Raw genomic sequence first — 23,517 nt, forward strand, 5'->3', positions numbered from 1 at the left:
CCTAGCGCCAGCTGGGCAGCCAGAGTTCGGCCTGCCAGTGCGCGCCGGAAATGGGGTCGCCGTTGAGGATCGGCCATAGCCAGGCGAAGTTGGCGACCACCAGGCCCACGTACAGCGAGACCACGAGCAGGCCCGTGCCGCGGCGTTCGAAACCGCGCCTGGCGCTGCCGAGGATCTGCCCGAGGGCGAGGGTCAGGCCGAGTGCCAGGAACGGCGCCATCGGCGTGGCGTAGAAGAAGTACATCTGCCGGTCGATGTTGAGGAACCACGGCAGGTACCCGGCCAGGTACCCGACGACGACCACGGCGTACCGCCAGTCGAACCGGCAGATCCAGCGCCACAGGCCCCAGCCGAGCATCGGGAACGCCAGCCACCAGGTCGCGGGCGTGCCGATCAGCATCGTCGCCTGGACGCAGTCGCTGCTGCCGCAGGTGGCGGTGCCGGACTCGTAGTAGTAGAGCATCGGCCGCAGGCCCATCGGCCAGGTCCACGGCTTCGACTCCCACGGATGCGGGTCGTTCTTCGGGGTCAGCAGGGTCTCGTGGAAGTGCAGCACGTTCATCGAGTAGTCCCCGAGCGAACGCAGCCCCGCCGGTACCCAGCCCCAGAAACCCGGCGCGATGCCCTGGATCTCCGTGTAGTGCCGGTCGGTCGCGGACTCGCTCGCGAACCAGGCCCACCAGCTGGCCAGGTAGACCAGGGCGGGCAGGAGGACCATCGCCCACAACGCGGGCAGGACGTCGCGCCGCAGCGTGCCGAGCCACGGGCGCGGGACACCCGCCGCGTGCCGGGCGGCGACGTCCAGGCCGACGACCAGCAGGCCGAAGAAGGCCATGTAGTACAGCCCGGACCACTTGACCGCGAACGTCAGCCCGACGCACACCCCGGCCGCGAAGCGCCACCACCGGAACCCCAGCCGCGGCCCCCACGGCGATTCGTCCGCCCAGCCTTCCCGCACCGCGACCGCGAGCCGTTGCCGCACCTGGTCCCGGTCGACGAGCAGGCACGCGAAGGCGGCGAACGAGAACAGCGCGATGAAGATGTCGAGCATCCCCATCCGTGACTGCAGGAACAGCACGCCGTCGCAGACGACCAGGATGCCCGCGACCCCGCCGAGCAGCGTGGAGCGGGTGAGCCGGCGCGCGGCCCGCACCACGAGGATCACGATGACCGTGCCCGCGACCGCAGAGGCGAACCGCCAGCCCCAGCCGTCGGAGCCGAGCATCCATTCGCCGAGCGCGATCAACTGCTTGGCCAGCGGCGGATGCACGATGAGCTCGTACCCGGCGTTGTCCTCGTACCCGCCGTTGCGCAGCATCTGCCACGCCTGCACCACGTAGTACTTCTCGTCGAAGACCGGGGTGCCCTTGTCGGTGGGGAACCCGAGGTTCTGGAACCGGGTGACCGCCGCGACCAGCCCCAGCACGATCGTGACGAGCCAGCCGCGCAGCCGGTCCGGCGGCATCGGCCGCCCGACGAGGGTCGCCTCGCGGTCCGTCGGCGGCCGCGACGCATCGACGGCGTCCGGGCGGGTGAGGAGGGCGGTCACGGCTTGATCCTAGGAGTAGCGCGTGACGGTGATGCTTCGCATCGCGGTACCTTGCCAGATATGCCGCTCGTGCTCGCCGCCACACCCCTGGGCGATTCGCGTGACGCGTCGCCGCGCCTGGTCGCGGCGCTGGCGGACGCCGACGTCATCGCGGCGGAGGACACCCGCCGCCTGCGGGCACTGGCCGCCGCGCTGGACGTCACGCCGGGTGGGCGGATCGTCAGCTTCTACGAGGATGTCGAGACCGCGCGGCTGCCCAAGCTGCTCGAAGCGTTGCACGAGGGCGAGACCGTGCTGCTGGTGACGGACGCCGGCATGCCCAGCGTGTCGGACCCCGGCTACCGGCTCGTGGCGGCCTGCGTCGCCGAGGATCTGCCGGTGACCTGCCTCCCAGGCCCGTCGGCCGTGACCACGGCGCTCGCCGTCTCCGGGCTGCCCAGCGCCCGGTTCTGCTTTGAGGGGTTCGCCCCGCGTAAGGCCGGGGAGAAGGCGAAATGGTTCGCTTCGCTCGCCGGCGAGCAGCGGACCGTGGTCTTCTTCGAGTCGCCGCACCGCCTGGCCGCGACTCTCGGGGAGGCGGCCGAGGCGCTCGGCGAACGCCGGGCCGCCGTATGCCGTGAGCTGACGAAGACCTACGAAGAGGTGCGGCGCGGCACGCTCCCCGAACTCGCGAAGTGGGCGGCCGAGGGTGTGCGCGGCGAGATCACGGTGGTGCTCGAAGGGGCCGAGCCGGCGACCGTGCGGGTCGACGATCTGGTCGAGGAGGTCGCGTCACGCGTCGCGGCGGGCGAACGGCTCAAATCCGCCGCGGCCGATGTCGCCGGCGTCGCCGGCGTCTCCCGGAAAGAGCTCTACGACGCCGTCCTCGCCGCCCGTCGAGGCTAATGCCCGCTTCGCGGCGATGACCACCCGCCTGCTGATCACGGCGGTCGGGAGCTTGCGCACGGCCCGCACGTTGAGTTCGACCGTCAGCCGCCGCTTGCGTTCCCCGACGATCACGTATCCGATGTCGCCCGCGATCGGATAGCTCACGCTGTTGTCATTCATGATTTCCCCCCGCTGACGAATTCCCCACAGCGCCGCCAGACTACCGCCGTTCGTCGCATTACCGGCAGGTAAGGTTTAGTCCATGCGCGCGGTCCAGGTAACGGAGTTCGGCGGTCCCGAAGTCCTGCGAAATGTCGAAGTGCCCGAACCGATGCCAGGTCCTGGCCAGGTCCTGGTCGAGGTGGATCACGCCGGGGTGAACTACGCGGACACCCACCAGGCCGAGAACACTTACCTGGCACCGAGTGTGTTACCGCTGGTCCCGGGCGGCGAGGTGGTCGGGCGGACGCCCGACGGGTCCAGGGTCGTGGCGCTGCTGGCCAGTGGCGGCTATGCCGAACGGGCCGTCGCGGACCGGCGGGCGCTCGTTCCGGTTCCGGACGGGGTCGAGGATCTTTCCGCGCTCTCTTTCATCGTCCAGGGCGCGACCGCATGGTTGTTGTTGCGTAAGAACGCGCATTTGGAATCGGGAGAAAGCGTCGTCGTGCACGCGGCGGCCGGCGGGGTCGGCACGATAGCGGTGCAATTGGCGAAGGCGTGGGGTGCCGGGCGGGTGATCGCGACGGCGAGCAGCGAGGCGAAACGGGCGCTGGCACTGGAACTCGGCGCGGACGTGGCGGTGGACTCACGGGCCGGGGACATGACGGCGACCCTGCGCGAGGCCAACGGCGGCAGCCGGGTGGACATCGTGCTGGACATGACCGGCGGGCGCGTGACCGACCAGAGCATCGCCGCGCTGGCCCCGTTCGGGCGGCTCGCGTTCTACGGGATGGCCAGCCGCGAGCAGCCGAAGCCCGTGCAACTGGGCTCGCTGCTTCGCCACTCGACGACCGTCTCGGGGATGTGGCTCCCGCATGCGCCCGCGGGGGTCATGGCGGCGGCGATGACGGACCTGTTCGAGCTTTCGCTCGCCGGCAGGATCCGCGCCGTGGCAGGCGGCGAGTACCCGTTGTCGCAGGCCCGCCAAGCCCACGAGGCACTGCGCTCCCGCGCCACGATCGGCAAACTCCTCCTGGACCCCCGCCGCTGACCCCGGGCCCCCGCACCCACCCGCGCCGAGTTCTACATTCAGGACGGCGAGTTCTGCGTTCGGGACGGCGAGTTCTGCGTTCGGGACGGCGAGTTCTACGTTCGCGACAGCGAGTGCCCGACCCGCGCGCGGCGGGAGCCCGACTCACCTGTCGTGGGAGCCGGGCTCGGGGGAGGGTGGGTGGGGGCGAGGGGTGGGCTGGGTGGCTAGGAGTTGTTCGAGGAGGGCGGCTTTGTGCAGGCATTCTGCCCACTCGGCCGCGGGATCCGAGCCGGCGGTGATTCCGCCGCCTACGCCGAGCGCGATGTGCCCGCCGGAGATCTCGAACGTCCGGATCGCCACGTTCAGCTCCAGTCCCGCGACGGGCGACACCAGCCCCACGGCGCCGGTGTAGACCCCGCGCGGCGAGGGCTCCAGCTCCGCGATCAACTCCAGTGCGCGGATCTTCGGAGCCCCGGTCACCGACCCCGGCGGGAAGGCCGCCGCCAGCAGGTCCTCGTCGGTACCGCGCAACCGTCCCTCCACTGTGGACTCCAGATGCCATACCCCGGGCGCGGGCCGCACGGCCAGCAGTTCCGGCACCCGCACGCTCCCGACCTCGCACACCCGGCCGAGGTCGTTGCGCACGAGGTCGGTGATCATGACGTTCTCCGCCACGTCCTTCACCGACTCTCGCAACCGGGCACGCAGGTGCTCGTCCTCGGGGCCGCGCCGGGGGAGGGTGCCCTTGATCGGTGCCGACCGCACGGAATCCCCGTGCCGGGCAAGGAAAAGCTCGGGCGAAAGCGAGACGATCGCACCCCAGCGGCCTTCGAGATAGGCGGCCCGCCGCGGCGCCAGGGCGCGCACACCGGCGGCGAACAGGCCAGCTGGATCCCCCGAGAACCGGCCGGTGAACCGCGTGCAGATGTTGGCCTGGAACAGCTCACCCGCTTCGATGGCGTGGATGCAGGCCTTGACGGCCTCGGAATTGGGCAGCGGCCGTTCCAGCGACGTGGGCTCCCAGGTCAGCCGCGGCGGCTCGGCCGCGAGCAGCGACTCGAACTCGGCTGGGTCCACGTCCGGGGTCAGCGCCTCGAACCACCACTGCCCGCCGGCGTCCAGCCGCAACACGTGATCGGCCCAGCCCCAGACCGCCCGCGGGATGCCGGTCGAGCGGCCGGACGGGTCGGTCAGGTCGTAGGCCAGGTAGCCGAACCAGCCGCCCCCGACGCCGTCGCCGGGAACCCGCGGCAGGTTCCGCAGCGGCGCGAACGGATCGGCTACCGGACCGAGCCGCACCTCCGGTGCCAGGACGGCCTGCGCGCCGAACCAGTCGCCGCACAGGCCGCCAGCCGCGCCCACCCCTCGCTTCCGGGCGCGCACCGTCAGTGACGCCAGGGCCTCGTCCGCGGTCCGGTCACCCCGCAACCGTTTCCGGACGAACCGCACCCGGACATTCTGACCTGCCGCCCGCGGGGCTCAATGCCGGGTCATCGTGAAGTCGGTGCCGTCGGACGCGATCGCGCTCGGGCTCCAGGTGTAGGTGCCACGGTCGTCTGCGTTCAGCCCCTGCGGCGAGGTCGACGCCAGGTTCGTCCCGTTGAACTTCACGGCGGTGAAGTTCACTCCACCGCTGATGTTCGGGTACGAGTCGGTCGGCGACTCGATGATCGCCTCGGCCGAGGAATGCTGCGAGGACAACGACTTCGACACGCTCTTCGACCAGCCCTTGGTGGTGTCGGTGATCACCAGGTTGTACGTGTTCGTGCCGGTGCGGGTGACGGTCGCGGTGATGTGGTCACCGGCGCTCACCGAGTCGCTGTAGTACACCGGCCCGGCGGGGTACATCTCGTACCACGCCTGGTACACGGGAGATCCGCTCGAGCAGTCGGTCGCGACACCCGTCTGTTCGACCGTCGACGAGCCGTCGCCGTCGATACCGACCCATGGCGCGAACAAGTCGTTGGTCGAGTTGCAGGTGACCGACGGTTCCACCCAACTGGCGGTCGCGGTGGTGAAACTGCCGAAACTCACGTAACCGCCCCAGTTTCCACCGGAGAAGTTGTCCGCGCCGAACACGGGCGCCGCTGCCGCCGTTCCCGCGAACGCGGTGGTGGCGACAGCGGCGACCGAGAACAGGCCGGCGCAGCGGGCAAGGGTCGATTTCATGGCGGATTCCAATCCGTTCACTGGCAGGGACTCGAGCGTGATCGGTGTTGTTCCGCCGGTAATTATCGATTTGTGGGAACCTTGCCAACAGCTACTTTCGGCTCAAAATGATCAACCAAGCGCAGGTAAAGTAGTCGTAAACTCACCCCTGTTTGGCCGCGGCGTCCACGAACTCCGTCGTGTAGGTCTTCGACAGGTCGATGGAATCCTTGCGGGGCTTGACGTTCGTCGAGAACGTGGACAGCACCTCCAGTGCGTTCTTCGCACCGTCGGCGTCCATCGTCCCGTCGGTGTTGAACATCCCGATACTGTCCTTGATGGACTTCACGTACAGGGCCTGGTCGCCGCCGCTGTAGGAAGGCGGCATCTTCGCCGCGATCTCCTCCGGGCTGTGCTGGCTCATCCATTTCAGCGTCGCCACGAAAGCGTTGGCCAGCTTCTGCACGACGTCCCGGTGCTGCTGGACGAAGTCGCAGTTCAGGTACAGCGACGAGGCCGGGTATAGCCCACCGAGCGCGGCCTTCGTGCCCTCGACCGTGCGCAGGTCGTAGAGCACCTTCGCCTTGCCCGTGCTGGTCAGCTTGGCGATCGTCGGGTCGGTCGTCATCCCGCCGTCGATGCCGCCGTTGTCCAGGCTGGCGATGAACGTCTGCCCGGCCCCGACCTTGACCGGGGTGTACTGGTCGGCGCCGACGCCGGCTTTGGCGGCCAGCGCCTTCGTCAGGAAGTCGGTGGACGAGCCGAGCGAGGTGACGCCGAGCTTCCTGCCCTTGAAGTCCGCCGCGCTCTTGATCGTGTTCGCGTTCGCGGTGCCGATCATCTCGGCCTCACCGGGAATGTTGGCCATCTGCACGACGCTTTCGATGCACTGGCCCTTGGCCTGCAGGTCGATCGTATGGTCGTAGAACCCGACGACCCCGTCGACCTGCTTGGCCACCAGCGAGGTCTCCGCGGTGGCGCCCGACTGCTCGCCCTGCAGTTCGACGTCGAGACCCTGTGCCGCGAAGTTGCCGAGTTGCTGGCTCAGCATCGCGGGCAGGTAGATGACCTTCTCCAGGCCGCCGACGATGATCGTCACCTTCGGCTTGCCGCCCGAGCCGGTCGCCACGCCGCGCGAGTCCTGGCAGGCGGTCGTGCCTGCGGCGATCAGGGCGAGCGCCGCGACGGCACCCGCGATCCTGCGAATCCTCATTGATCCGGTTTCCTTTCAGAAGACGGCGGTTTCGGAGTTGCTCGAGACGGAGGGCCGCCAGCGCAGCAGCCGTCCCTCCAGATGCCCGATGCCCCATTCGGCGACCAGGGCGACGACCGTGATGATGATCATGGCGGCGTAGATCCCCGCCGAGTCGAACGTGCCCTGCGCGTTCGCGATGAGGAAGCCGATACCGGCCTTCGAACCCGCGTACTCACCGACCACGGCGCCGATCAGGGCGAAGCCGAAGGCGGTGTGCAGGGAGGACAGGATCCACGAAGTGGCGCTCGGCAACACGATGGAGCGCAGCACCTGCAACCGCCCGGCACCGAGGATGCGGGCGTTGTCGATCAGGTTCCGGTCCACTTCGCGGGCACCGGTGAAGGCGTTGAAGAACACCGCGAAGAACACCAGCACGATCACGGTCGCGACCTTCGAGGCGAGCCCGAGGCCGAACCAGATCACGAACAGCGAGGCCAGCACGATCCGGGGAACCGCGTTGGCGGCCTTGATGAACGGCGCCAGCACGTCCGCGAGGTACTGGCTGCGCCCGAGAATCACCCCGAGTACGACCCCGGCGAGCGCGCCGAGCACGAACCCGAACACGGCCTCCTCGACCGTCACCCACAGCTGGTACCAGATCGAACCGAAATCGGTGCCCGCGGTGAACCAGCCGGCCAGCCGTTCCCAGATCCGGGACGGTTTGGAGTAGAAGAACGGGTCGATCCAGAAGGTGGCGGCCAGCTCCCAGGAGCCAAGCCACCCGACCGCGATCGCCAGGCGCAGCAACCACGTGTTGCGCCGGCGCCTGCCGACGGCCTTGCGCTGCCTGGCCAGGATCATCTCTTCGGTTTCCGGTTGTGTCAGAACCGGCATGGTGTCAAGCGACATCGCTGATCCCTCCCCGCGCCTTGCCGACCTCCCCGCGCAGCGATTCCCAGACCTCGCGGTAGATGCGCAGGAACTCCTCGGTGAGGCGCAGTTCTTCGACCTGGCGCGGGCGCGGCAGGTCGATGATGAACACGTCCTTGACGGTGGCCGGGCTTGTGGTCAGCACGACTACCTTGTCGGCCAGCGCGATGGCCTCCTCCAGGTCGTGGGTCACGAACACGACCGCGGCGCCAGTGCCCGACCACAGGCGCAGCAGTTCGTCCTGCATCAGCGCGCGGGTCTGCACGTCCAGCGCCGAGAAGGGCTCGTCCATCAGCAGGATCCGGGGCTCGGTGACCAGCGTCTGGGCGAGCGCAACCCGCTTGCGCATGCCGCCGGAAAGCTGGTGCGGGTAGTACTTTTCGAATCCGGCGAGGCCCACGCGCCTGACCCAGTCGGCCGCGCGCTCGCGCGCCTGCGCCTTGGCGGCGCCCCGGAAGCGCGGCCCCGAAGCGACGTTGTCCAGTACCGAACGCCACGGCATCACCGCGTCGTTCTGGAACATGTAGCCGACACCGTCCGGAATGGACGTCACGGGCTCGCCGTTGACGCGCACCTGCCCCGCGGAAGCCGGCTGCAGGCCGGAGACGAGCGAGAGGGTGGTCGACTTGCCGCATCCGGTGGGGCCGACCACGGCGACGAACTCGCCGGGATCGACGGTCAGCTCGAGATCTCGGACCGCGGTGTGCACCGAGCCGTTCCCGCTCGGGAACCGCTTGGTCGCACCGATCAGTTCGATCAGTGGTGAGGACATCGGGTGACTCCTTCGTCACGCGCTGGAGGAATCCGTGTGACGCACGTTAAGAAGCCGGCCCGCCCCGCGGGAAGCTTGTCCGCGTTCTGCGTCCCCACCGCGCGTTCTTCGCGTTTTGCACATTCTGTGCACAGCCTTGACCAGCGCGTATCGTGTCCCCGCATGGACAAGGGTGTCTTCGGGCGCATGCGGTTCTCGCGCCAGATCCTGATCCTGCAGATCGGGGTCGTGGTGCTGCTGCTCGCCGTCGGGCTGGCGCTGGTGAGCTGGTTGCTGTGGGGCACCCTGCGTGACCAGTACGGGGAACGCGCCCTCGGGATCGCGCGCTCGGTGGCCGTCGATCCGGTCGTCGTCACGAACGTCACGGACAAGCGCCCGGGCGGCCCGCTCGAGGATCTGGCGCAGGCGGTCACCCGCCGGACCGGCGCGTTGTTCGTGGTGATCACCGACGACAAGGGCATCCGGCTGGCGCATCCGAACCCGGGTGAGATCGGCAAGCCGGTCAGCACGCCCGCGGTCGAGGCCCTGGCGGGGAACGACGTCGTCAGCGCGGTCCAAAAAGGAACGCTGGGGGTTTCCGTGCGGAGCAAGACACCGATCTTCGCCGCGGATGGCCGGGTCGTCGGCGAGGTCAGTGTCGGGTACGAAATCGGTGAGGCGACGGGGGATCTGATCCGGTTGATCCTGACCAGCGCGCTGTTCGCGGCCGGGGCGCTGGCGCTCGGCGTGGCCGCGTCGGCGCTGCTGACCCGCAGGCTGAACCGGCTGACGCACGGGCTCGAACCGCGCGAACTGACCGAACTGCTCTATGAACGGGAGGCCGTCCTGCACGGGATCGGGGAGGGCATGCTCGCGGTGGACGCGGGCGGCCGGGTTTCGGTGCGGAACGCCGAAGCCGAGCGGCTGCTGGGAAAGCCGCTGCCGGTCGGGGTGCCGGTGTCCGAACTGGGCCTTTCACCACGGCTGGGGAAGGCGGTGGCCGATCACCAGCCGGTGGACAATCTCCTTGCCGTGGCGGGGAACCGGGTGCTGGTGGTGAACTCCCGCGCGGTGCAGCGGGACGACCGCGATCTGGGCATGGTGCTGACCTTCCGGGATCGTACGGATCTCGATACGCTGACCCGCGAGCTGGACGCCGTCCGGTCCCTTTCGGACGGTCTGCGCGCGCAGCGGCACGAGTTCAGCAACCGGCTGCACACGCTGTCCGGCTTGCTGCAGCTGGGGCACAACGGCGAGGCGGTCGAGTACCTGCAGACGCTGACCGACACCTCGATCTCGAGTCCCGGTGCGCTCGGCGACAGTGTGACCGACCCGTACCTGCAGGCGCTGCTCGCCGCGAAAATCGAGCAGGCGCAGGAAAAAGGCGTCCGGCTTCGGTTGTCGGACGACTCGTGGGTGCGGGCTCCGGTGACCGATCCGATCACCGTGAACACAGTCGTGGGCAACCTGCTTGACAACGCGCTGCACGCGGCTCGGCTCGGCCGCCTGCCCGCGTTCGTCGAAATCGCTTTGCTGGCCGAGGGAACTACGTTGCACGTATCTGTTGTGGACAGTGGTAGCGGGGTCGCCGCCGAGGTGCGGGAGAAGCTGTTCGACGAGGGAGTGTCGACGAAGATCTCGCCAGGGCACGGGCTGGGCCTCGCGCTCGCCAGGCAGGCGGCGCGGGCGCACGGCGGCGACGTGTGGCTCGCGGATCCCGGCGGCGAGGACCGGGGCGCGCTGTTCGTGGCGGCTTTGCCGGACCTGCTGGAGGCACAGGAATGATTCGCACGCTCATCGTGGACGACGACTTCCGGGTCGCCGGAGTGCATGCGGGGTTCGTCGAGGAGGTGCCGGGGTTCGCGGTCGTGGGCACGGCGCGCACGGCGGCGGAGGCCAGGGCGCGGGTGCGCGAGCTTGCGCCGGATCTGGTGCTGCTGGACGTCTACCTGCCGGACGAGTCGGGCTTGACCCTGCTGGCGGAACTGCAGACGGACACGATCATCCTGTCCGCGGCGACCGACACGAACTCGGTCCGCGCGGCGGTTCGCGGCGGGGCGCTGAACTACCTGATCAAGCCGTTCACGACCCGGCAGTTCGCGGAGCGGCTGGCCGGGTACGCGCGGTACCGGCGGCTGGTCGGGGAGGAGCGGAACCTGGACCAGTCGGACGTCGACCGGGCGTTCCGGGTGCTGCACGAACAGGACCGGGCGGCGCCGCCCAAAGGCCGGTCCGGCGCGACGGCGCGCCTCGTGTCCGAGCAACTCCAGCGCGCGGCGCGCCCCCTGTCGGCGGCGGAGATCGCTTCGGAACTGGGCGTCGCCCGCGCCACGGCGCAGCGCTACCTGACGGCCCTGGCGGAGGCGGGCACGATCGAGATGCGCCTGCGGTACGGGGCGACGGGCCGCCCGGAACACGAGTACAGCTGGCGCTCGTGAGGCGGATCGGTGCGCCCGGCGCACACCGCCCGCCGCCCCTAGCGTTTCGTGATCTTGTTGTCTTTGCGCGCGGGTGTGTTTGTTCGCCAGGGTACTGAGTTGGCCCTTGGCGTCGCCGAGTTGGCTCGGGGCGTTATCGAGTTGGCCGGCCGCTGTCGCCGGGGGCACAGTCAGCGACCGGACCAGCCAACTCGACACCGCAGCGGACAAACCCACCGACCCTACGGGCAAACACGGCAACGTAAACCGGACAGGATCACACGCCCCTAGCCTGGGTCGCATGAAGATCGAGCAGACGGAGTTGGTAGCGAAGATCACCGGACCCGGGTCGGTGAACCGGACCGACGAGCGGTTCGCCGTGCACGGGACCGACCTCGGGATCCTGTGGGACGCCGGGGACGGGCGGGTGTTCGCGCTGTTCGGGGACACCTTCGGCGAAGGCTGGGGCGGGGACGGAGGCGGGCCGAACACCGCGGACTGGCGCTCGAACGTCCTCGGCTTCTCCCGGACCCGCGACCTGTCGCAGGGCCTGCTGCTCGACGGGTTCATCCCGCGCCAGGACGGCACGGCCGCGCAGGTGATTCCCCGCGACAGGCGCCGCGACGAGGTCACCGTCATCCCGAACACGGGCATCGCCGTCAACGGGGTGCAGTACGCGCAGTACATGTCCGTCCGCCAGTGGGGCCCGCCCGGCACCTGGCAGACGAACTACGGCGGCCTCGCCGTTTCCACCGATGGGGGCGTCACGTGGGACAAACCGCACGGCTCCCGCTGGATCAACCGCGCCGAGCGCGACGATCCGTTCCAGATGGGCGCCTTCGCCCGCGACGGGGACCACGTGTACCTGTTCGGCACCACCAACGGCCGCCACGGCGACGCGTACCTCGCGCGCGTCCAAGCCACCGGCATCATGGACGCGCAGGCGTACGAGTACTTCACCGGCAACGGCTGGACCTACGACGAGTTCGCCGCGGCGCCGGTGCTGCCCGGCCCGGTCGGCGAACTGTCCGTCGCCTACAACGTCCATTTGGGACGGTGGCTCGCCATGCACCTCGACGACCCCGGCGGCGCGATCCTGCTGCACACGGCCGACCGCCTCGAAGGGCCGTGGTCCCCGGGTGAGGTCGCCGTCCCCGGCGCGCAGTACCCCGGTCTGTACGGCGGCTACCTCCACCCGTGGGCGCTGGACGGACCCGACGTCTACTACCTGATGTCGCAGTGGGGCCCGTACAACGTGTTCCTCATGCGGTCCCGGCTCGCACCTGGCTGACGAGCGACCGGGCGGCCGTCGCGAGCATCGACGTGTCGTTCGAGACGACGACGAACCCGCAGCCCTGCCCGATCGCCTCGACGGCCGGGCCGGCGGCACCGAACGCGAGCCCGCACGGCTCACCCGCCGACGCGGCATGCCGCAGTGTCTGCGCGATCAGTTCCCGCACGGCCGGATCCGCCGGCGTGGTGCCCATCGACATCGACAGGTCGGCCGCGCCGACGAACACCGCGTCCACGGCCGGCAGCGCGAGGATCTCCGGGGCCGCCGCGATCGCCTTTTCGCTTTCCAGTTGCGGGATGCACAGCACGTGCTCGCCGACATACTCCGCGTTCGGCCGCAGCCCCCACCGGCCGGCCCGGCTGGTGCCGCCCGCGCCGCGGTCGCCCTCGGGCGGGAACCGCACCGCGCGGCCCACTGCCCGCGCCTGCTCGACACTGTCCACTTTGGGCACAAGCACGCCCTGCGCGCCGGCGTCCAGGATCTTCTGGATCGTCGACGGCGTATGGTCCGGTACCCGCACGAGCGGCGTCATCCGCAGCGCCGCCGCGCTGTTGACCAGGCGATACGCCGTTTCGAGCGTCAGCGGCGCGTGTTCGAGGTCGACGATCACGAAATCGAACCCGGCGTAGGCCATGATCTCCACCGGCTCGGGCCCGGCGATCTTCAGCCAGGTGCCGACCGGCACTCGCCCGTCACCGAACATCTTCGGGGTACTCCTCCTCGTTCAGCACCCACCCCGGCTGCGCCGAGAAATCCTTGCGCGGCGGGGAGAAGATGTCGATCAGCTGGTTGCGCCCGGCGGCGATCGCGGCCGAGGTGTGCACGGTCGGCGGCGGGATGACCGTCACCGACGGGCTCCCGGCACGCTCGTGATCGTCCTCCCGCCACGCGCGCGAGTCCGTCGTCCACGGGGTGCGGATGTGGTGCACGTACTCACCCTCGACGGCCAGCGAGATCTGCTCGAAGTCGTCGTGATGATGCGGTGAGAGCTTCGACGGATCGCGCGGACCCTCTTGCGGGGCAAGGAAGTTCACCATGAAGGCGCGGGTGCGGAAGATGCGCCCGAACCGTTTCGGATCCTCGGGCACGTCGGCGAGCGGGTAGAAACGCAGCCGGTCCTCCGCGGGAGCGGGCCACGGGGTGAGCGGCGTGACCCGGGGATGGGGTTCGGCATAGGAAGCGGCGTTGCGAGCCCGCGAAGCCCAGTCCGCCTCGTCGGGCTGGATCAGCCGCACGAGGTCACCCTCGCCGAGGGACACGATTTCGCTGATCCCGGGCGGGATCACGATCATGCCCTGGCCCCGCAACGAAACCTTCCCGTCCCCGGCGACGACTTCCGCCGCCGACGAGTGGTGCACGAGCAACAACACGTGCTCGAACCGGAATTCGCCCTTCCCGAGCGACTCGCCGGCGGACGGGCGGGTGTAGGCCAGCACGACGTTCTGCGCTCGCGTGATCTCGGTCCTGCGGCCGGATCCGGAGAAGTCGTGGTATTCGGGCGCCGCGATGCCCGAGGCGACCCCGGATCCGCCCAGCGCGGCGCGCGGATCGTCCGTTGTGTACATTTCGCCCCCTTCAGTCGAGTCCGAGCAGGTAGGACGGGTTGTCGCGGGTCATCCGCTGAAGATCCTTTTCGCGCACCCCGAGGTCGAGCAGCGCGCCGCAGACGCGCAGGTACGCGTCGACCGGCTTGGGGTTCGTCTTCTGGCCGAGGTCCGAGGACAGCACGGTGTGCCCCGGCCCGATGCGCTCGATCCAGTCCACCAGCAGCTTCGGGTCCCAGCGTTGATGCCCCTCGGGGTCGTACATGGCGACCTCGTGCTCGATGAAGGCACCGAGCCGGACGAACTCCTCGCATTGCCCGGGTTCGGCGCCGATCACGAAGTTCGGGTGGTTCACGATCATCCGGCGGATCCCCTTCCGCCCGGCTTCTTCGAAGAGCAGCTGGATGTCGTCCGGGTACATATGCCCGCCGGACAGCAGCGCCCCGGTCTCCTTGACGACGTCGAGGATCTCGCCGACCTCGGGCCTGAGCCCGCCGGAGGAGTCCCGGATGTCGACGCGTTCGCAGGTCAGCGGCACGGTCTCGGTGGGGAAGCCGTCGCCGTCGTGATGACATTCGATATGCCGGCCGGACGACATCGTCGGGAACCAGACGACCTTCCCGCCCATCCGCAGCGACATCCGCACCGCGTGGGGGTTGAGCCCGCCGACGAAGCTGTTGAGCGCGATCCCGCCGAACACCCGGGTCCGCAGGTCCCGTAGCCGGGGTGCCATCGCAAGCACGTCCATCACGGTGTTGTGGTGGTGCGACTTGACCACGATGGCCCGCATCCCGAGCCGCTCCTGCGCGTCGAGCGCGGCCTCGACGTGGTCGAAGCGGCGGGGGAACGGGCTCGGTCCGGAGTGGCAGTGCAGATCGACGCTGCCTTGCAGCACCTTCGCGACGGCGTCTGACCTCGTTGTCATCAAGGAAACTCCCTTCGTTGTCCGTATATCAGGATGGAGTTTCGTATTGCGAACGTCAAGGGGCGATTGCTACCGCGAGCCGGGATATGTACAGTCGGATCGTTCGTCATACAGGACGTGCTTGCGTGATGTGAACATCAACGGCGATCCTCACCGCAAGGAGCCCCCATGACCGAGATCCGCGCCGACCACGGCGTTCCGGTGACCGGAACCCATCCCAAGGCCCGGGCCGCGATCCGCGCGGGCGTGCTGGCCTACTTCGTCGACCAGTTCGACATCTACCTGCCGATCATCGCGCTCGCCCCGGCCAGCGCCTACTTCCAGTCGGCGGGCGTGAGCGCCGGGACCGCGGCCCTGCTCAACGCCTTCGTGTTCGCCTCGACGCTGATCGCCCGGCCGATCGGCGCCGCGGTCTTCGGCCACTTCGCGGACAAGCGCGGCCGCCGCGGCACCACGCTGATCGCGGTCGCCGGGTTCGGCATCACCACCGCGCTCATCGCCTGCCTGCCCGGGTACGAGACGATCGGTGTCGCCTCGGCCGGGCTGCTCATCGCGTTGCGGTTCGTGGACGGCTTCTTCCTCGGCGGCGAGTACACGACGGCCGTGCCGCTGGCGATGGAGTGGAGCCCGCGCCGTCGCCGCGGCCTGATCTCCGGCACCATCACCAGCACGTCGCCGGGTGCCTACGGCCTGGTCGCGGCCATGACGCTGATCCTGCTCAGCGTGATGCCCTCGGCCGGCGTGCATTCGGCGTACTCGCAGTGGGGCTGGCGGATCCCCTTCCTCATCGGTGCCCTGCTCGCCGTGGTGCTGTTCCGGCACTACCGCAACGAGGTCGAAGAGCCGGCGACCGAGCGCACGCACACCGGCTCGCCCCTGACGATGCTGGTCAAGGGCGCGCACCGGCGCGACATGGTGCAGGTGTTCGTGCTGATGACCGGCGTCTGGCTCGCCACGAACGCCGCGGTCGCCGTACTGCCCGCGCTGCTCAAATCGCATATCGGGCTGAGCAGCAAGCAGGTCTCGGTGACGATGATGGTCGCGGAGGCGGTGACCGTCGTGTCGTACCCGCTGTTCGGGTTGCTGTCGCAGCGCATCGGCCGCCGCCGGTTCTACGTCGGTTACGGGCTGGCCATGGTCGTCATCGGCGGGCCGGCCTACGGGTTCGCGATGACGCTCCACAGCGGACTGGCCGGGGTGATCGTGGCGACCAGCGTGACGCTCGTGTTCACCATCGGTACCTTCGGCCCGATCGCGGCCTACCTGACCGAGCGGTTCCCGGCCCGCGTCCGGGCCAGCGGGTACGGCGTCGGCTACAGCCTCGCGCTGATCATCCCCGCGTTCTACGCGTTCTACCTCGACGGCATCGGCGCGTTCCTGCCCGCGCATCTCGCGCCGATCGTGCTCGTCGTCGTGGCCGGGCTGCTGGTCAGCATCGGCGGGTTCGCCGGGCCCGAGACGAAGAACGTGGACATGGGTCATACGGTGTGAGGAGTACGTGGCGATGAGGGAGTTCCCAGTGATCGACGGTTCGGTGTCCTCCGGTGACATCCAGGCGGTGAGCCGGGTCGGGCAGATCCTCGGGCTGTTCTCCGTGGAGAATCCGACCACCACCGTCGCCGAAGCGGCTGAGCGGCTGGGCCTGAACCGGAGCACGACGCACCGGTACTTCACCTCCCTCGTCGCCGCCGGCCTGCTCGAGCGCACGCACGAGCCGTCGCGGTTCGAGCCCGGCCGCCTCCTGATGCAGCTCGGCGCCGCCGCGCTGTCGAGGCGGCGGGTGCTCGACGTGGCGCCGCCGTTCCTGCGCCGGGTGAGCCGGTCGACGCACCTGACCACGGTCATCAGCCTGTGGGGTTCGTCCGGTCCGGTCGTTTCGCGGACCGAGGAGGACAACACCCGCTCGGTCATGGTGACCGTCCGCGCCGGCACCCAGCTCGGGTTGCGGTCGGCACAGGCGAAGGTGTTCCTCGCGTTCCTGCCCGACCAGTTGCGCGTCGACCGGCTGCTCGCGACGCTGCGGCCGGACGAGCGCGACGAGCTGACCGCGCAGCTCGACGAGGTGCGGCGAACCGGTGTCGCCACTGATCATCTCGTCGAATCGGGCTTCACCGCGGTCGCCACCGGGGTGTTCGACGAGTACGGCATCTGCGCGACGATCGCGCTGGTCGGCACCCAGCGGACGCTGCCGGTCGAGGGCCCGTTCCGCGACGACCTGGTGGCGGCCGCCGCGGAGATCTCGGAACGGATGGGCGGTTCGAGCCCGGTGGCTCAGAGCAGCACGTCGGCCATCGTGAACGGGTAGACGAGCGCGTCGAGGCCGATCGGGCCGTCGAGCCCGGGTGCGATCGGCGCCGCGCGGTGCTGGTGCAGGCCGAGCCGCGGATGGAACCAGCCGGGGCGGCCCGGGATCCCGTTGTGCCGGCGCACCCAGAGGACCACGTCGGAGTCGGCCCATTTGTTCGGGTGCAGCTGGTGCAGCCAGGCGTCGTACGGTGCGTACACCAGCACGCGGCGGATCCCGGCCGCGTTCCGGACGGCCTTGATCCAGGCCTTGATGAACCGGTCGGTCACCCCGACGGCTTCGACGTCGAGCGCGGGCGCGAGCGAACCGGGCCCGAAGACGCCGAGTTGCTTACCGAGGCGCACGCAGTGCTCGGCCTGGTCCTGCGGGGCGCCGGGCCGCGCGTAATGGCGGATCCCGGCGCGCACCCCGGCCTCCTGCGCGGCGGCGATCTGCCGCCAGGCACCCGAATCGCTCCAGTTGACGTTCTCGGTGACGGTGATGGAGGCGAAAGCGACAGCGGCGGACCGCACCGTGTGCCAATCGGCCACGGTCGCATGCAGCGACAGGTTTATCCCACGCGCCGTTTCGCCCTCGCTCAAACCTCCACCTTCGCACTCCCCAGAGCCGTTCCAGCCACTCTAGGTGCGAAAAGGCCAGGATGCGGGATTGACGCGAGCCCCACGGACTCCAGGACCGGCCCGAGTGGTCCGGCCGAGGCCGAGTTATCCGGGATTCACGTTCTTGGCGAGGCTGTGATCTGAATCGCGGCGCAGAAAACTTCCAGCAGCTAGGGACATGAGCGAGATCCAAGCCGACTTGCCAAAATCGCGGGTAGTGAATCATGATGCACTAGAGCGGAAGGAGTCGGTGTGGACTTTCGGGAGACCTCGGAACACAGGGATCTGCGGGACACCGTGCGCGCGATCACCGCGAAGTTCGGCCCGGAGTACTACGTCCCGCGGGCCGAGGCCGGCGAACCGACCCATGAGCTGTGGGCGGAACTGGGGCGTAACGGCTTTCTCGGGATCAACCTTCCCGAGGAGTACGGCGGGGGTGGCGCGGGTCTCGCCGAGCTCGCGATGGTGTGCGAGGAAACCGCCGCGGCGGGCTGCCCGCTGCTCCTGCTGCTGGTGTCGGCGGCGATCTCGGGCGAGATGATCTCGGACTTCGGCACCGAGGAACAGAAGCGGCAGTGGCTGCCACGTATGGCTTCCGGCGAGTCGAAGGTGGTCTTCGGCATCACCGAACCGGACGCCGGCTCGAACACCCACCGCCTCTCGACCGTCGCCGAACGGGACGGCGGCGACTTCGTCATCAACGGCACCAAGCACTACATCTCGGGCGTCGACGAAGCCGAGGCGATCCTGCTCGTGGCCCGCTCCGGACGTGACGAGGCCACCGGGCGCGGCAGGTTGTCGCTGTTCCTGGTGCCCACCGACACGCCCGGTCTGGTCGCGACCCCGCTGCCGGTGTCGGCGAAGCTGCCGGAGAAGCAGTTCGTGCTGCACTTCGACGCGCTGCGGCTGCCCGCGAGCGCGCTACTCGGTGAGGAGGGCAACGGCTTCGCCCAGGTCTTTCACGGGCTGAACCCGGAACGGATCACCGGCGCGGCCGTCTGCGTCGGCATCGCGCGGCATCTGCTCGCCCAGGCCGCGGACTACGCCTCGACCCGTTCGGTCTGGGGTACCCCGATCGGCGCGCACCAGGGCATCGCGCATCCGCTCGCGAAGGCTCGCATCGAGACCGACCTGGCGGCGCTGATGACGGCGAAGGCGGCGTGGCTGCACGACAACGACCAGCCTGCCGGTGAAGCGTCCAATATGGCCAAATACGCCGCCGCCGAGGCCGCGGGCGCCGCCGCCGAGGCGGCCATCCAGGCGCACGGCGGGAACGGTCTCGCCACGGAGTACGGCATCCTGCCCTACTGGGGCATCTCCCGTCTGCTCCGGATCGCGCCGGTCAGCCGCGAGATGGTGCTCAACTTCGTCGCCCAGCACAGCCTCGGCCTGCCCCGATCCTACTGAGCAACAGAACGGACCACCCCGCCATGACGACCGTCTTGCGTTCCGCGCTGAATACGGCGGACGAGACCTTCCAGGCCAACTACCGGCATCAGAAGCAGGTACTGGCCGAGCTCGACGAGCAGATCCAGGCCGCGATCACCGGTGGCGGGCCCCGGTACCAGCAGCGCCATCGTGACCGCGGGCGCCTGCTGGTCCGCGAGCGCATCGAGCTCCTGCTCGACCGCGACGCCGCTTTCCTCGAGCTGTCCACGCTCGCGGCCTGGGGCACGCAGTTCCCCGTCGGCGCTTCGGTGGTGACCGGGATCGGTGTCGTCTCCGGTGTCGAATGCATGCTCATCGCGCACGATCCGACGGTTCGCGGCGGCGCGATGAACCCGTACTCGCTGAAGAAAACCTTGCGGGCGCTGGAAATCGCGCGGGTGAACCGGCTGCCGGTGATCAACCTGGTCGAGTCGGGCGGCGCCGACCTGCCGACGCAGTCGGAGCTGTTCGTGCATGCCGGCAAGATCTTCCATGACCTGACCGAGCTGTCGTCGCTGGCGATACCCACGATCGCGCTCGTGTTCGGCAACTCCACTGCCGGCGGCGCCTACGTGCCCGGAATGTGCGACTACGCGGTCATGGTCGACCAGCAGGCGAAGGTGTTCCTCGGCGGCCCGCCGCTGGTGAAGATGGCGACCGGCGAGGACGCCGACGACGAGGAACTCGGCGGCGCGGCCATGCACGCCAAGGTTTCCGGGCTGTGCGACCACTTCGCCGTCGACGAGCGGGACTGCATCCGCATCGGGCGGCGGATCGTGTCCGAGCTCAACTGGCGCAAGTTCGGCCCCGGACCGACGCTGCCCGCCGATGAACCGCGCTACGATCCCGACGAGCTGCTCGGTATCGCACCGGCGGACATCAAGGTCCCGTTCGATCCCCGCGAGGTCATCGCCCGGGTCGTCGACGGCTCCCGGTTCGGTGAGTACAAACCCTTGTGGGGCACCAGTCTGGTGACCGGCTGGGCATCCGTGCACGGCTACCCGGTCGGCATCCTCGCCAACGCCCGCGGCGTGCTGTTCAGCGAGGAGGCGAAGAAGGCCAGCGAGTTCATCCAGCTCGCCAACCAGGCCGACACCCCGTTGCTGTTCCTGCAGAACACCACCGGTTACATGGTCGGCAAGAACTACGAGCAGGGCGGGATCATCAAGGACGGGTCCAAGATGATCAACTCCGTCGCGAACAGCAAGGTCCCGCACATCACCGTCAACCTGGCCGCGTCCTTCGGCGCGGGCAACTACGGCATGTCCGGTCGTGCCTACGATCCGCGGCTCATGTTCGCGTGGGCCGGCTCGCGGCTCGCGGTGATGGGCGCCGCTCAACTGGCCGGGGTGATGTCCATCGTGGCGAAGCAGTCGGCGGCCGCGTCCGGGCGCGAGTTCGACGCCGAGGCCGACGAGCGCGCTCGCACGGCGATCGAGGCGCAGATCGAGCGGGAGTCGCATTCCTTCTTCGTCACCGCGCGCCTCTACGACGACGGGCTCATCGACCCTCGCGACACCCGCACGGTGCTCGGCATCGCGCTGTCGGCCGCGCATTCCAACACCGTCGCCGGCCAGCGTGGCTACGGCGTCTTCCGGATGTGAGGACCAGCTGATGACCAACCACCCGATCCGGAAGCTGCTCGTGGCCAACCGGGGCGAGATCGCGGAACGGATCATCCGGTCCGCCCGTGCGCTGGACATCGTCACCGTCGCGGTGCACTCCGAGCCCGACGCCGGCGCCCTGTTCGTCGAGACCGCGGACGAGGCGGTGCTGCTCCCGGGCGCCGCACCGGCCGAGACCTACCTGCGCGCGGACCTCATCGTCGAGGCCGCAGTGGCCACCGGCGCGGACGCGGTCCACCCCGGCTATGGATTCCTGTCCGAGAACGCCGACTTCGCCCGAAAATGTGCCGAGGCGGGGCTGGTGTTCGTCGGGCCGCCGGCCGGGGCGATCGAGGCCATGGGCTCGAAGATCGCGGCGAAGCAGTTGATGGCGAAGGCCGGTGTGCCGGTGCTGCCGGGCGCCACGATCGACGACTCGGCCGAACTCGACGCCGCGGCCGTCGCCGCGCTCGGGGACGAAATCGGCTACCCGCTGCTGGTCAAGGCGGCCTTCGGCGGTGGCGGGCGAGGGATGCGGATCGTCCGGCGAGCCGGGGAAGTCGTCGAGGCCGTGACCGGTGCCCGGCGCGAGGCGGCGTCGGCGTTCGGTGACGGCACTGTTTTCCTCGAACGGTTCGTCGAGGATCCCCGGCATATCGAGGTGCAGATCTTCGGTGATACCCACGGCACCGTCGTGCACCTCTTCGAACGCGAATGCTCCATCCAGCGCCGCTACCAGAAGATCATCGAGGAGGCGCCGTCTCCCGCCGTGGACGAGGACCTGCGCAAGCGGCTCGGGGACGCCGCCGTCGCCGCGGGCACCGCGATCGGGTACACCGGCGCGGGCACCGTCGAGTTCGTCATGGCGCCCAGCGGCGAGTTCTTCTTCCTCGAGGTGAACACGCGCCTGCAGGTGGAGCACCCGGTCACCGAGGAGATCACCGGGCTCGACCTCGTGGCGCTGCAGATCCAGATCGCCGAAGGCGAACCGCTGCCCACGGAAGCGCGCGAAGCGACGATCAGGGGACATGCGGTCGAGGCCCGGCTCTACGCGGAGGACCCCACCGCCGACTACCTGCCGGGCAGCGGCACGCTGCACCGCTTCCGCATCCCCGATCTCGCCGGAGTGCGCGTCGACACCGGGGTGCGGGACGGTTCGGTCGTCGGTACGAACTACGACCCGATGCTGGCCAAGGTCATCGCGCACGGCCGGACCCGCACCGAGGCGGTGCGCAGGCTGGCCCGCGCACTGGCCGAGGCGCAGATCCACGGTCTGGTGACCAACCGCGACCTGCTTGTCGCGATCCTGCGCGAACCCGAGTTCGGCGCGGGCGGCACCGATACCGGTTATCTCACGCGGCACGAACCGGCGGCCCTTGTCGGTGTCCCCGACAAGAACGCGGTGGCCGTGCACGCGCTCGCGGCGGCGCTGGCGGACCAGGCGGACCGCCGGGCGCACGCCCCCGTGCAGCGGGCGGTCCCCACGGGCTGGCGCAACGTCGTGAGCGCACCGCAGGTCGCGGAGTACCGCGTCGGCGAGGTCGAGGTGGACCTCACCTACCGCTTCACTCGCACCGGTCTGGAGGCGTCGGTCGACGGGACCCCGCTTGCCGGTGTCGCGGTGCTCGACGCCCGCGCAGACCGGATCGACCTCCGCGTCGAAGGCATCCGCCGCACGATCCGCGTGCACCGGGTCGGTGACATCACCTACTGCGACAGCGTGCTCGGCGGCACGACGTTCGTCGAGCGTCCCCGGCTGCCCGAACCCGGCACCGGCGCCGCGCCCGGATCGTTGCTGGCGCCGATGCCCGGCACGGTGGTCCGCGTGGTCGCGGAGCCGGGACAGCCGGTCGAGGCGGGCGCGGTGATCGTGGTGTTCGAGGCGATGAAGATGGAGCATTCGGTCCGTGCGCCCATCGCGGGAACCGTCGCCGAACTGACCGTCCAAGTAGGACAGACCGTCGAGTCCGGCGAGACCGTCGCCGTCATCACCGAGGAAGGCGCCTGATGGCCACCGTGCACTACGAGGTGACGGACGGCGTCGCCTGGCTGACGATCGACCGACCCGAGGCGCACAACGCGCTGAGCGCATCCGTCCGAAATGGACTGTTCGACGGGGTGCGCCGGTTCAACGCCGACGGCGAGGCCAAGGTGCTCGTCCTCACCGGGGCCGGGGAGAAGGCGTTCTGCGCGGGTGGCGATCTCAAGGAGATGAACGAGACGGCGCTGACCGTCCCGCCGCCCGATTTCCTGCCACAGCTTGGCCGCAACATCGACGTGCCGAAACCGACCATCGCCGCCGTCAACGGCATCGCCTACGGCGGTGGGTTCCTGCTCGCCCAGCAATGCGATCTCGTCGTCGCCGCCGAGCACGCCCGGTTCGCCGTTTCCGAGGTCAAGGTAGGCCGCGGCGCGCCGTGGGCGGCCCCGCTGTCCTGGCTCGTGCCGCCCCGGGTCGCACTGGAGATCCTGCTGACCGGTGACCCGATCAGCGCCGCCAGAGCCCAGCGGTACGGACTGGTCAACGAGGTCGTCCCGGGGGCCGAGTTGCGCGAGCGCACGCAGCGACTCGCCGAACGCATCGCCGCGAACGCTCCGCTCTCGGTGCTCGCAGCTAAACGCACCGCCTACCTGTCCGCCAGCCACGACCGCGCGGACGCCTACGACCGGGCGGAGGAGATCTGGGCACCGGTCTACCTGTCCAAGGACGCGCAGGAGGGCCCGCTGGCCTTCCGGGAGAAGCGCAAGCCGGTCTGGCAGGGCCGCTGA

Annotated in this window: 21 protein-coding genes; 11 read left to right on the forward strand and 10 right to left on the reverse strand. The window is 69.5% G+C overall.

Annotation, left to right across the window (positions count from 1 at the left end):
- Position 1: 1 nt before the first annotated feature.
- A complete protein-coding gene (locus FG385_RS00555; RefSeq protein ID WP_139094572.1) occupies positions 2-1,549 on the reverse strand; it encodes a dolichyl-phosphate-mannose--protein mannosyltransferase in 1,548 nt (515 codons plus the stop codon).
- 60 nt (positions 1,550-1,609) lie between these two features.
- Here FG385_RS00555 and rsmI point away from each other — a divergent pair, with 60 nt between their 5' ends.
- Complete coding sequence (rsmI, locus tag FG385_RS00560; protein WP_139094573.1) at positions 1,610-2,434, forward strand: 16S rRNA (cytidine(1402)-2'-O)-methyltransferase; 825 nt, start codon at positions 1,610-1,612, stop codon at positions 2,432-2,434.
- A 244-nt stretch (positions 2,435-2,678) separates the two neighbouring features.
- The gene (locus tag FG385_RS00565; RefSeq protein WP_139094574.1) at positions 2,679-3,626 is read left to right on the forward strand and encodes a quinone oxidoreductase family protein; all 948 of its coding nucleotides are present in this window, start codon (positions 2,679-2,681) and stop codon (positions 3,624-3,626) included.
- 144 nt (positions 3,627-3,770) lie between these two features.
- On the opposite strand, the gene FG385_RS00570 is transcribed toward FG385_RS00565, so the two are convergent.
- The 5 genes from FG385_RS00570 to FG385_RS00590 form a co-directional block, all read right to left on the reverse strand.
- Entirely contained in the window at positions 3,771-5,057 is a 1,287-nt protein-coding gene (locus FG385_RS00570; RefSeq protein WP_139094575.1) for an aminodeoxychorismate synthase component I, read from the reverse strand.
- A gap of 30 nt (positions 5,058-5,087) precedes the next feature.
- The gene (locus FG385_RS00575; RefSeq protein ID WP_139094576.1) at positions 5,088-5,777 is read right to left on the reverse strand and encodes a G1 family glutamic endopeptidase; all 690 of its coding nucleotides are present in this window, start codon (positions 5,775-5,777) and stop codon (positions 5,088-5,090) included.
- Between the two features lie 142 nt (positions 5,778-5,919).
- On the reverse strand, positions 5,920-6,969 hold the full coding sequence (locus FG385_RS00580) for an ABC transporter substrate-binding protein (protein WP_139094577.1): 1,050 nt from the start codon (positions 6,967-6,969) through the stop codon (positions 5,920-5,922).
- 15 nt (positions 6,970-6,984) lie between these two features.
- Entirely contained in the window at positions 6,985-7,860 is an 876-nt protein-coding gene (locus FG385_RS00585) for an ABC transporter permease (RefSeq protein WP_139094578.1), read from the reverse strand.
- Positions 7,850-8,653, reverse strand: coding sequence for an ABC transporter ATP-binding protein (locus tag FG385_RS00590; protein WP_139094579.1), 804 nt, complete (start codon positions 8,651-8,653; stop codon positions 7,850-7,852). The genes FG385_RS00585 and FG385_RS00590 overlap by 11 nt, the downstream gene beginning before the upstream one ends.
- Positions 8,654-8,839: 186 nt before the next feature.
- Here FG385_RS00590 and FG385_RS00595 point away from each other — a divergent pair, with 186 nt between their 5' ends.
- The 3 genes from FG385_RS00595 (at position 8,840) to FG385_RS00605 (ending at position 12,340) form a co-directional block, all read left to right on the forward strand.
- Complete coding sequence (locus tag FG385_RS00595; protein WP_139094826.1) at positions 8,840-10,417, forward strand: sensor histidine kinase; 1,578 nt, start codon at positions 8,840-8,842, stop codon at positions 10,415-10,417.
- Positions 10,414-11,070, forward strand: a complete 657-nt coding sequence (locus FG385_RS00600; protein ID WP_139094580.1) for a response regulator — start codon at positions 10,414-10,416, stop codon at positions 11,068-11,070. The genes FG385_RS00595 and FG385_RS00600 overlap by 4 nt, the downstream gene beginning before the upstream one ends.
- A gap of 280 nt (positions 11,071-11,350) precedes the next feature.
- Positions 11,351-12,340: a DUF4185 domain-containing protein gene (locus FG385_RS00605; protein WP_139094581.1), complete on the forward strand. Its 990-nt coding sequence runs from the start codon at positions 11,351-11,353 to the stop codon at positions 12,338-12,340.
- On the opposite strand, the gene FG385_RS00610 is transcribed toward FG385_RS00605, so the two are convergent.
- The 3 genes from FG385_RS00610 to FG385_RS00620 are packed head-to-tail and all read right to left on the reverse strand — an operon-like array spanning position 12,312 to position 14,812.
- The gene (locus FG385_RS00610; RefSeq protein WP_139094582.1) at positions 12,312-13,046 is read right to left on the reverse strand and encodes an HpcH/HpaI aldolase family protein; all 735 of its coding nucleotides are present in this window, start codon (positions 13,044-13,046) and stop codon (positions 12,312-12,314) included. The genes FG385_RS00605 and FG385_RS00610 overlap by 29 nt on opposite strands.
- Complete coding sequence (locus FG385_RS00615; protein WP_139094583.1) at positions 13,036-13,908, reverse strand: cupin domain-containing protein; 873 nt, start codon at positions 13,906-13,908, stop codon at positions 13,036-13,038. The genes FG385_RS00610 and FG385_RS00615 overlap by 11 nt, the downstream gene beginning before the upstream one ends.
- A 10-nt stretch (positions 13,909-13,918) precedes the next feature.
- Positions 13,919-14,812, reverse strand: coding sequence for a DUF6282 family protein (locus FG385_RS00620; RefSeq protein ID WP_139094584.1), 894 nt, complete (start codon positions 14,810-14,812; stop codon positions 13,919-13,921).
- Positions 14,813-14,980: 168 nt separating this feature from the next.
- Here FG385_RS00620 and FG385_RS00625 point away from each other — a divergent pair, with 168 nt between their 5' ends.
- On the forward strand, positions 14,981-16,303 hold the full coding sequence (locus FG385_RS00625; protein WP_139094585.1) for an MFS transporter: 1,323 nt from the start codon (positions 14,981-14,983) through the stop codon (positions 16,301-16,303).
- 13 nt (positions 16,304-16,316) lie between these two features.
- Entirely contained in the window at positions 16,317-17,117 is an 801-nt protein-coding gene (locus FG385_RS00630) for an IclR family transcriptional regulator (protein ID WP_139094586.1), read from the forward strand.
- On the opposite strand, the gene FG385_RS00635 is transcribed toward FG385_RS00630, so the two are convergent.
- On the reverse strand, positions 17,084-17,698 hold the full coding sequence (locus FG385_RS00635) for a glycoside hydrolase family 25 protein (RefSeq protein WP_139094587.1): 615 nt from the start codon (positions 17,696-17,698) through the stop codon (positions 17,084-17,086). The two genes, FG385_RS00630 and FG385_RS00635, sit on opposite strands and share 34 nt — an antisense overlap.
- Positions 17,699-17,968: 270 nt before the next feature.
- Between FG385_RS00635 and FG385_RS00640 the strand changes: the two genes are divergently transcribed.
- From FG385_RS00640 to FG385_RS00655, 4 genes are read left to right on the forward strand one after another with little or no spacing between them, the layout of a single operon-like run.
- Positions 17,969-19,123: an acyl-CoA dehydrogenase family protein gene (locus tag FG385_RS00640; RefSeq protein ID WP_139094588.1), complete on the forward strand. Its 1,155-nt coding sequence runs from the start codon at positions 17,969-17,971 to the stop codon at positions 19,121-19,123.
- A gap of 23 nt (positions 19,124-19,146) precedes the next feature.
- Positions 19,147-20,748 carry an acyl-CoA carboxylase subunit beta gene (locus tag FG385_RS00645; RefSeq protein WP_139094589.1) on the forward strand — a complete coding sequence of 534 codons (1,602 nt, stop codon included), beginning with the start codon at positions 19,147-19,149 and terminating at the stop codon, positions 20,746-20,748.
- Positions 20,749-20,758: 10 nt separating this feature from the next.
- Positions 20,759-22,756, forward strand: coding sequence for an acetyl/propionyl/methylcrotonyl-CoA carboxylase subunit alpha (locus tag FG385_RS00650; protein WP_139094590.1), 1,998 nt, complete (start codon positions 20,759-20,761; stop codon positions 22,754-22,756).
- Complete coding sequence (locus FG385_RS00655; RefSeq protein WP_139094591.1) at positions 22,756-23,517, forward strand: enoyl-CoA hydratase/isomerase family protein; 762 nt, start codon at positions 22,756-22,758, stop codon at positions 23,515-23,517. Before FG385_RS00650 ends, FG385_RS00655 begins: the two co-directional genes overlap by 1 nt.

Source organism: Amycolatopsis alkalitolerans (assembly GCF_006152065.1).
Taxonomy (GTDB): domain Bacteria; phylum Actinomycetota; class Actinomycetes; order Mycobacteriales; family Pseudonocardiaceae; genus Amycolatopsis_E; species Amycolatopsis_E alkalitolerans.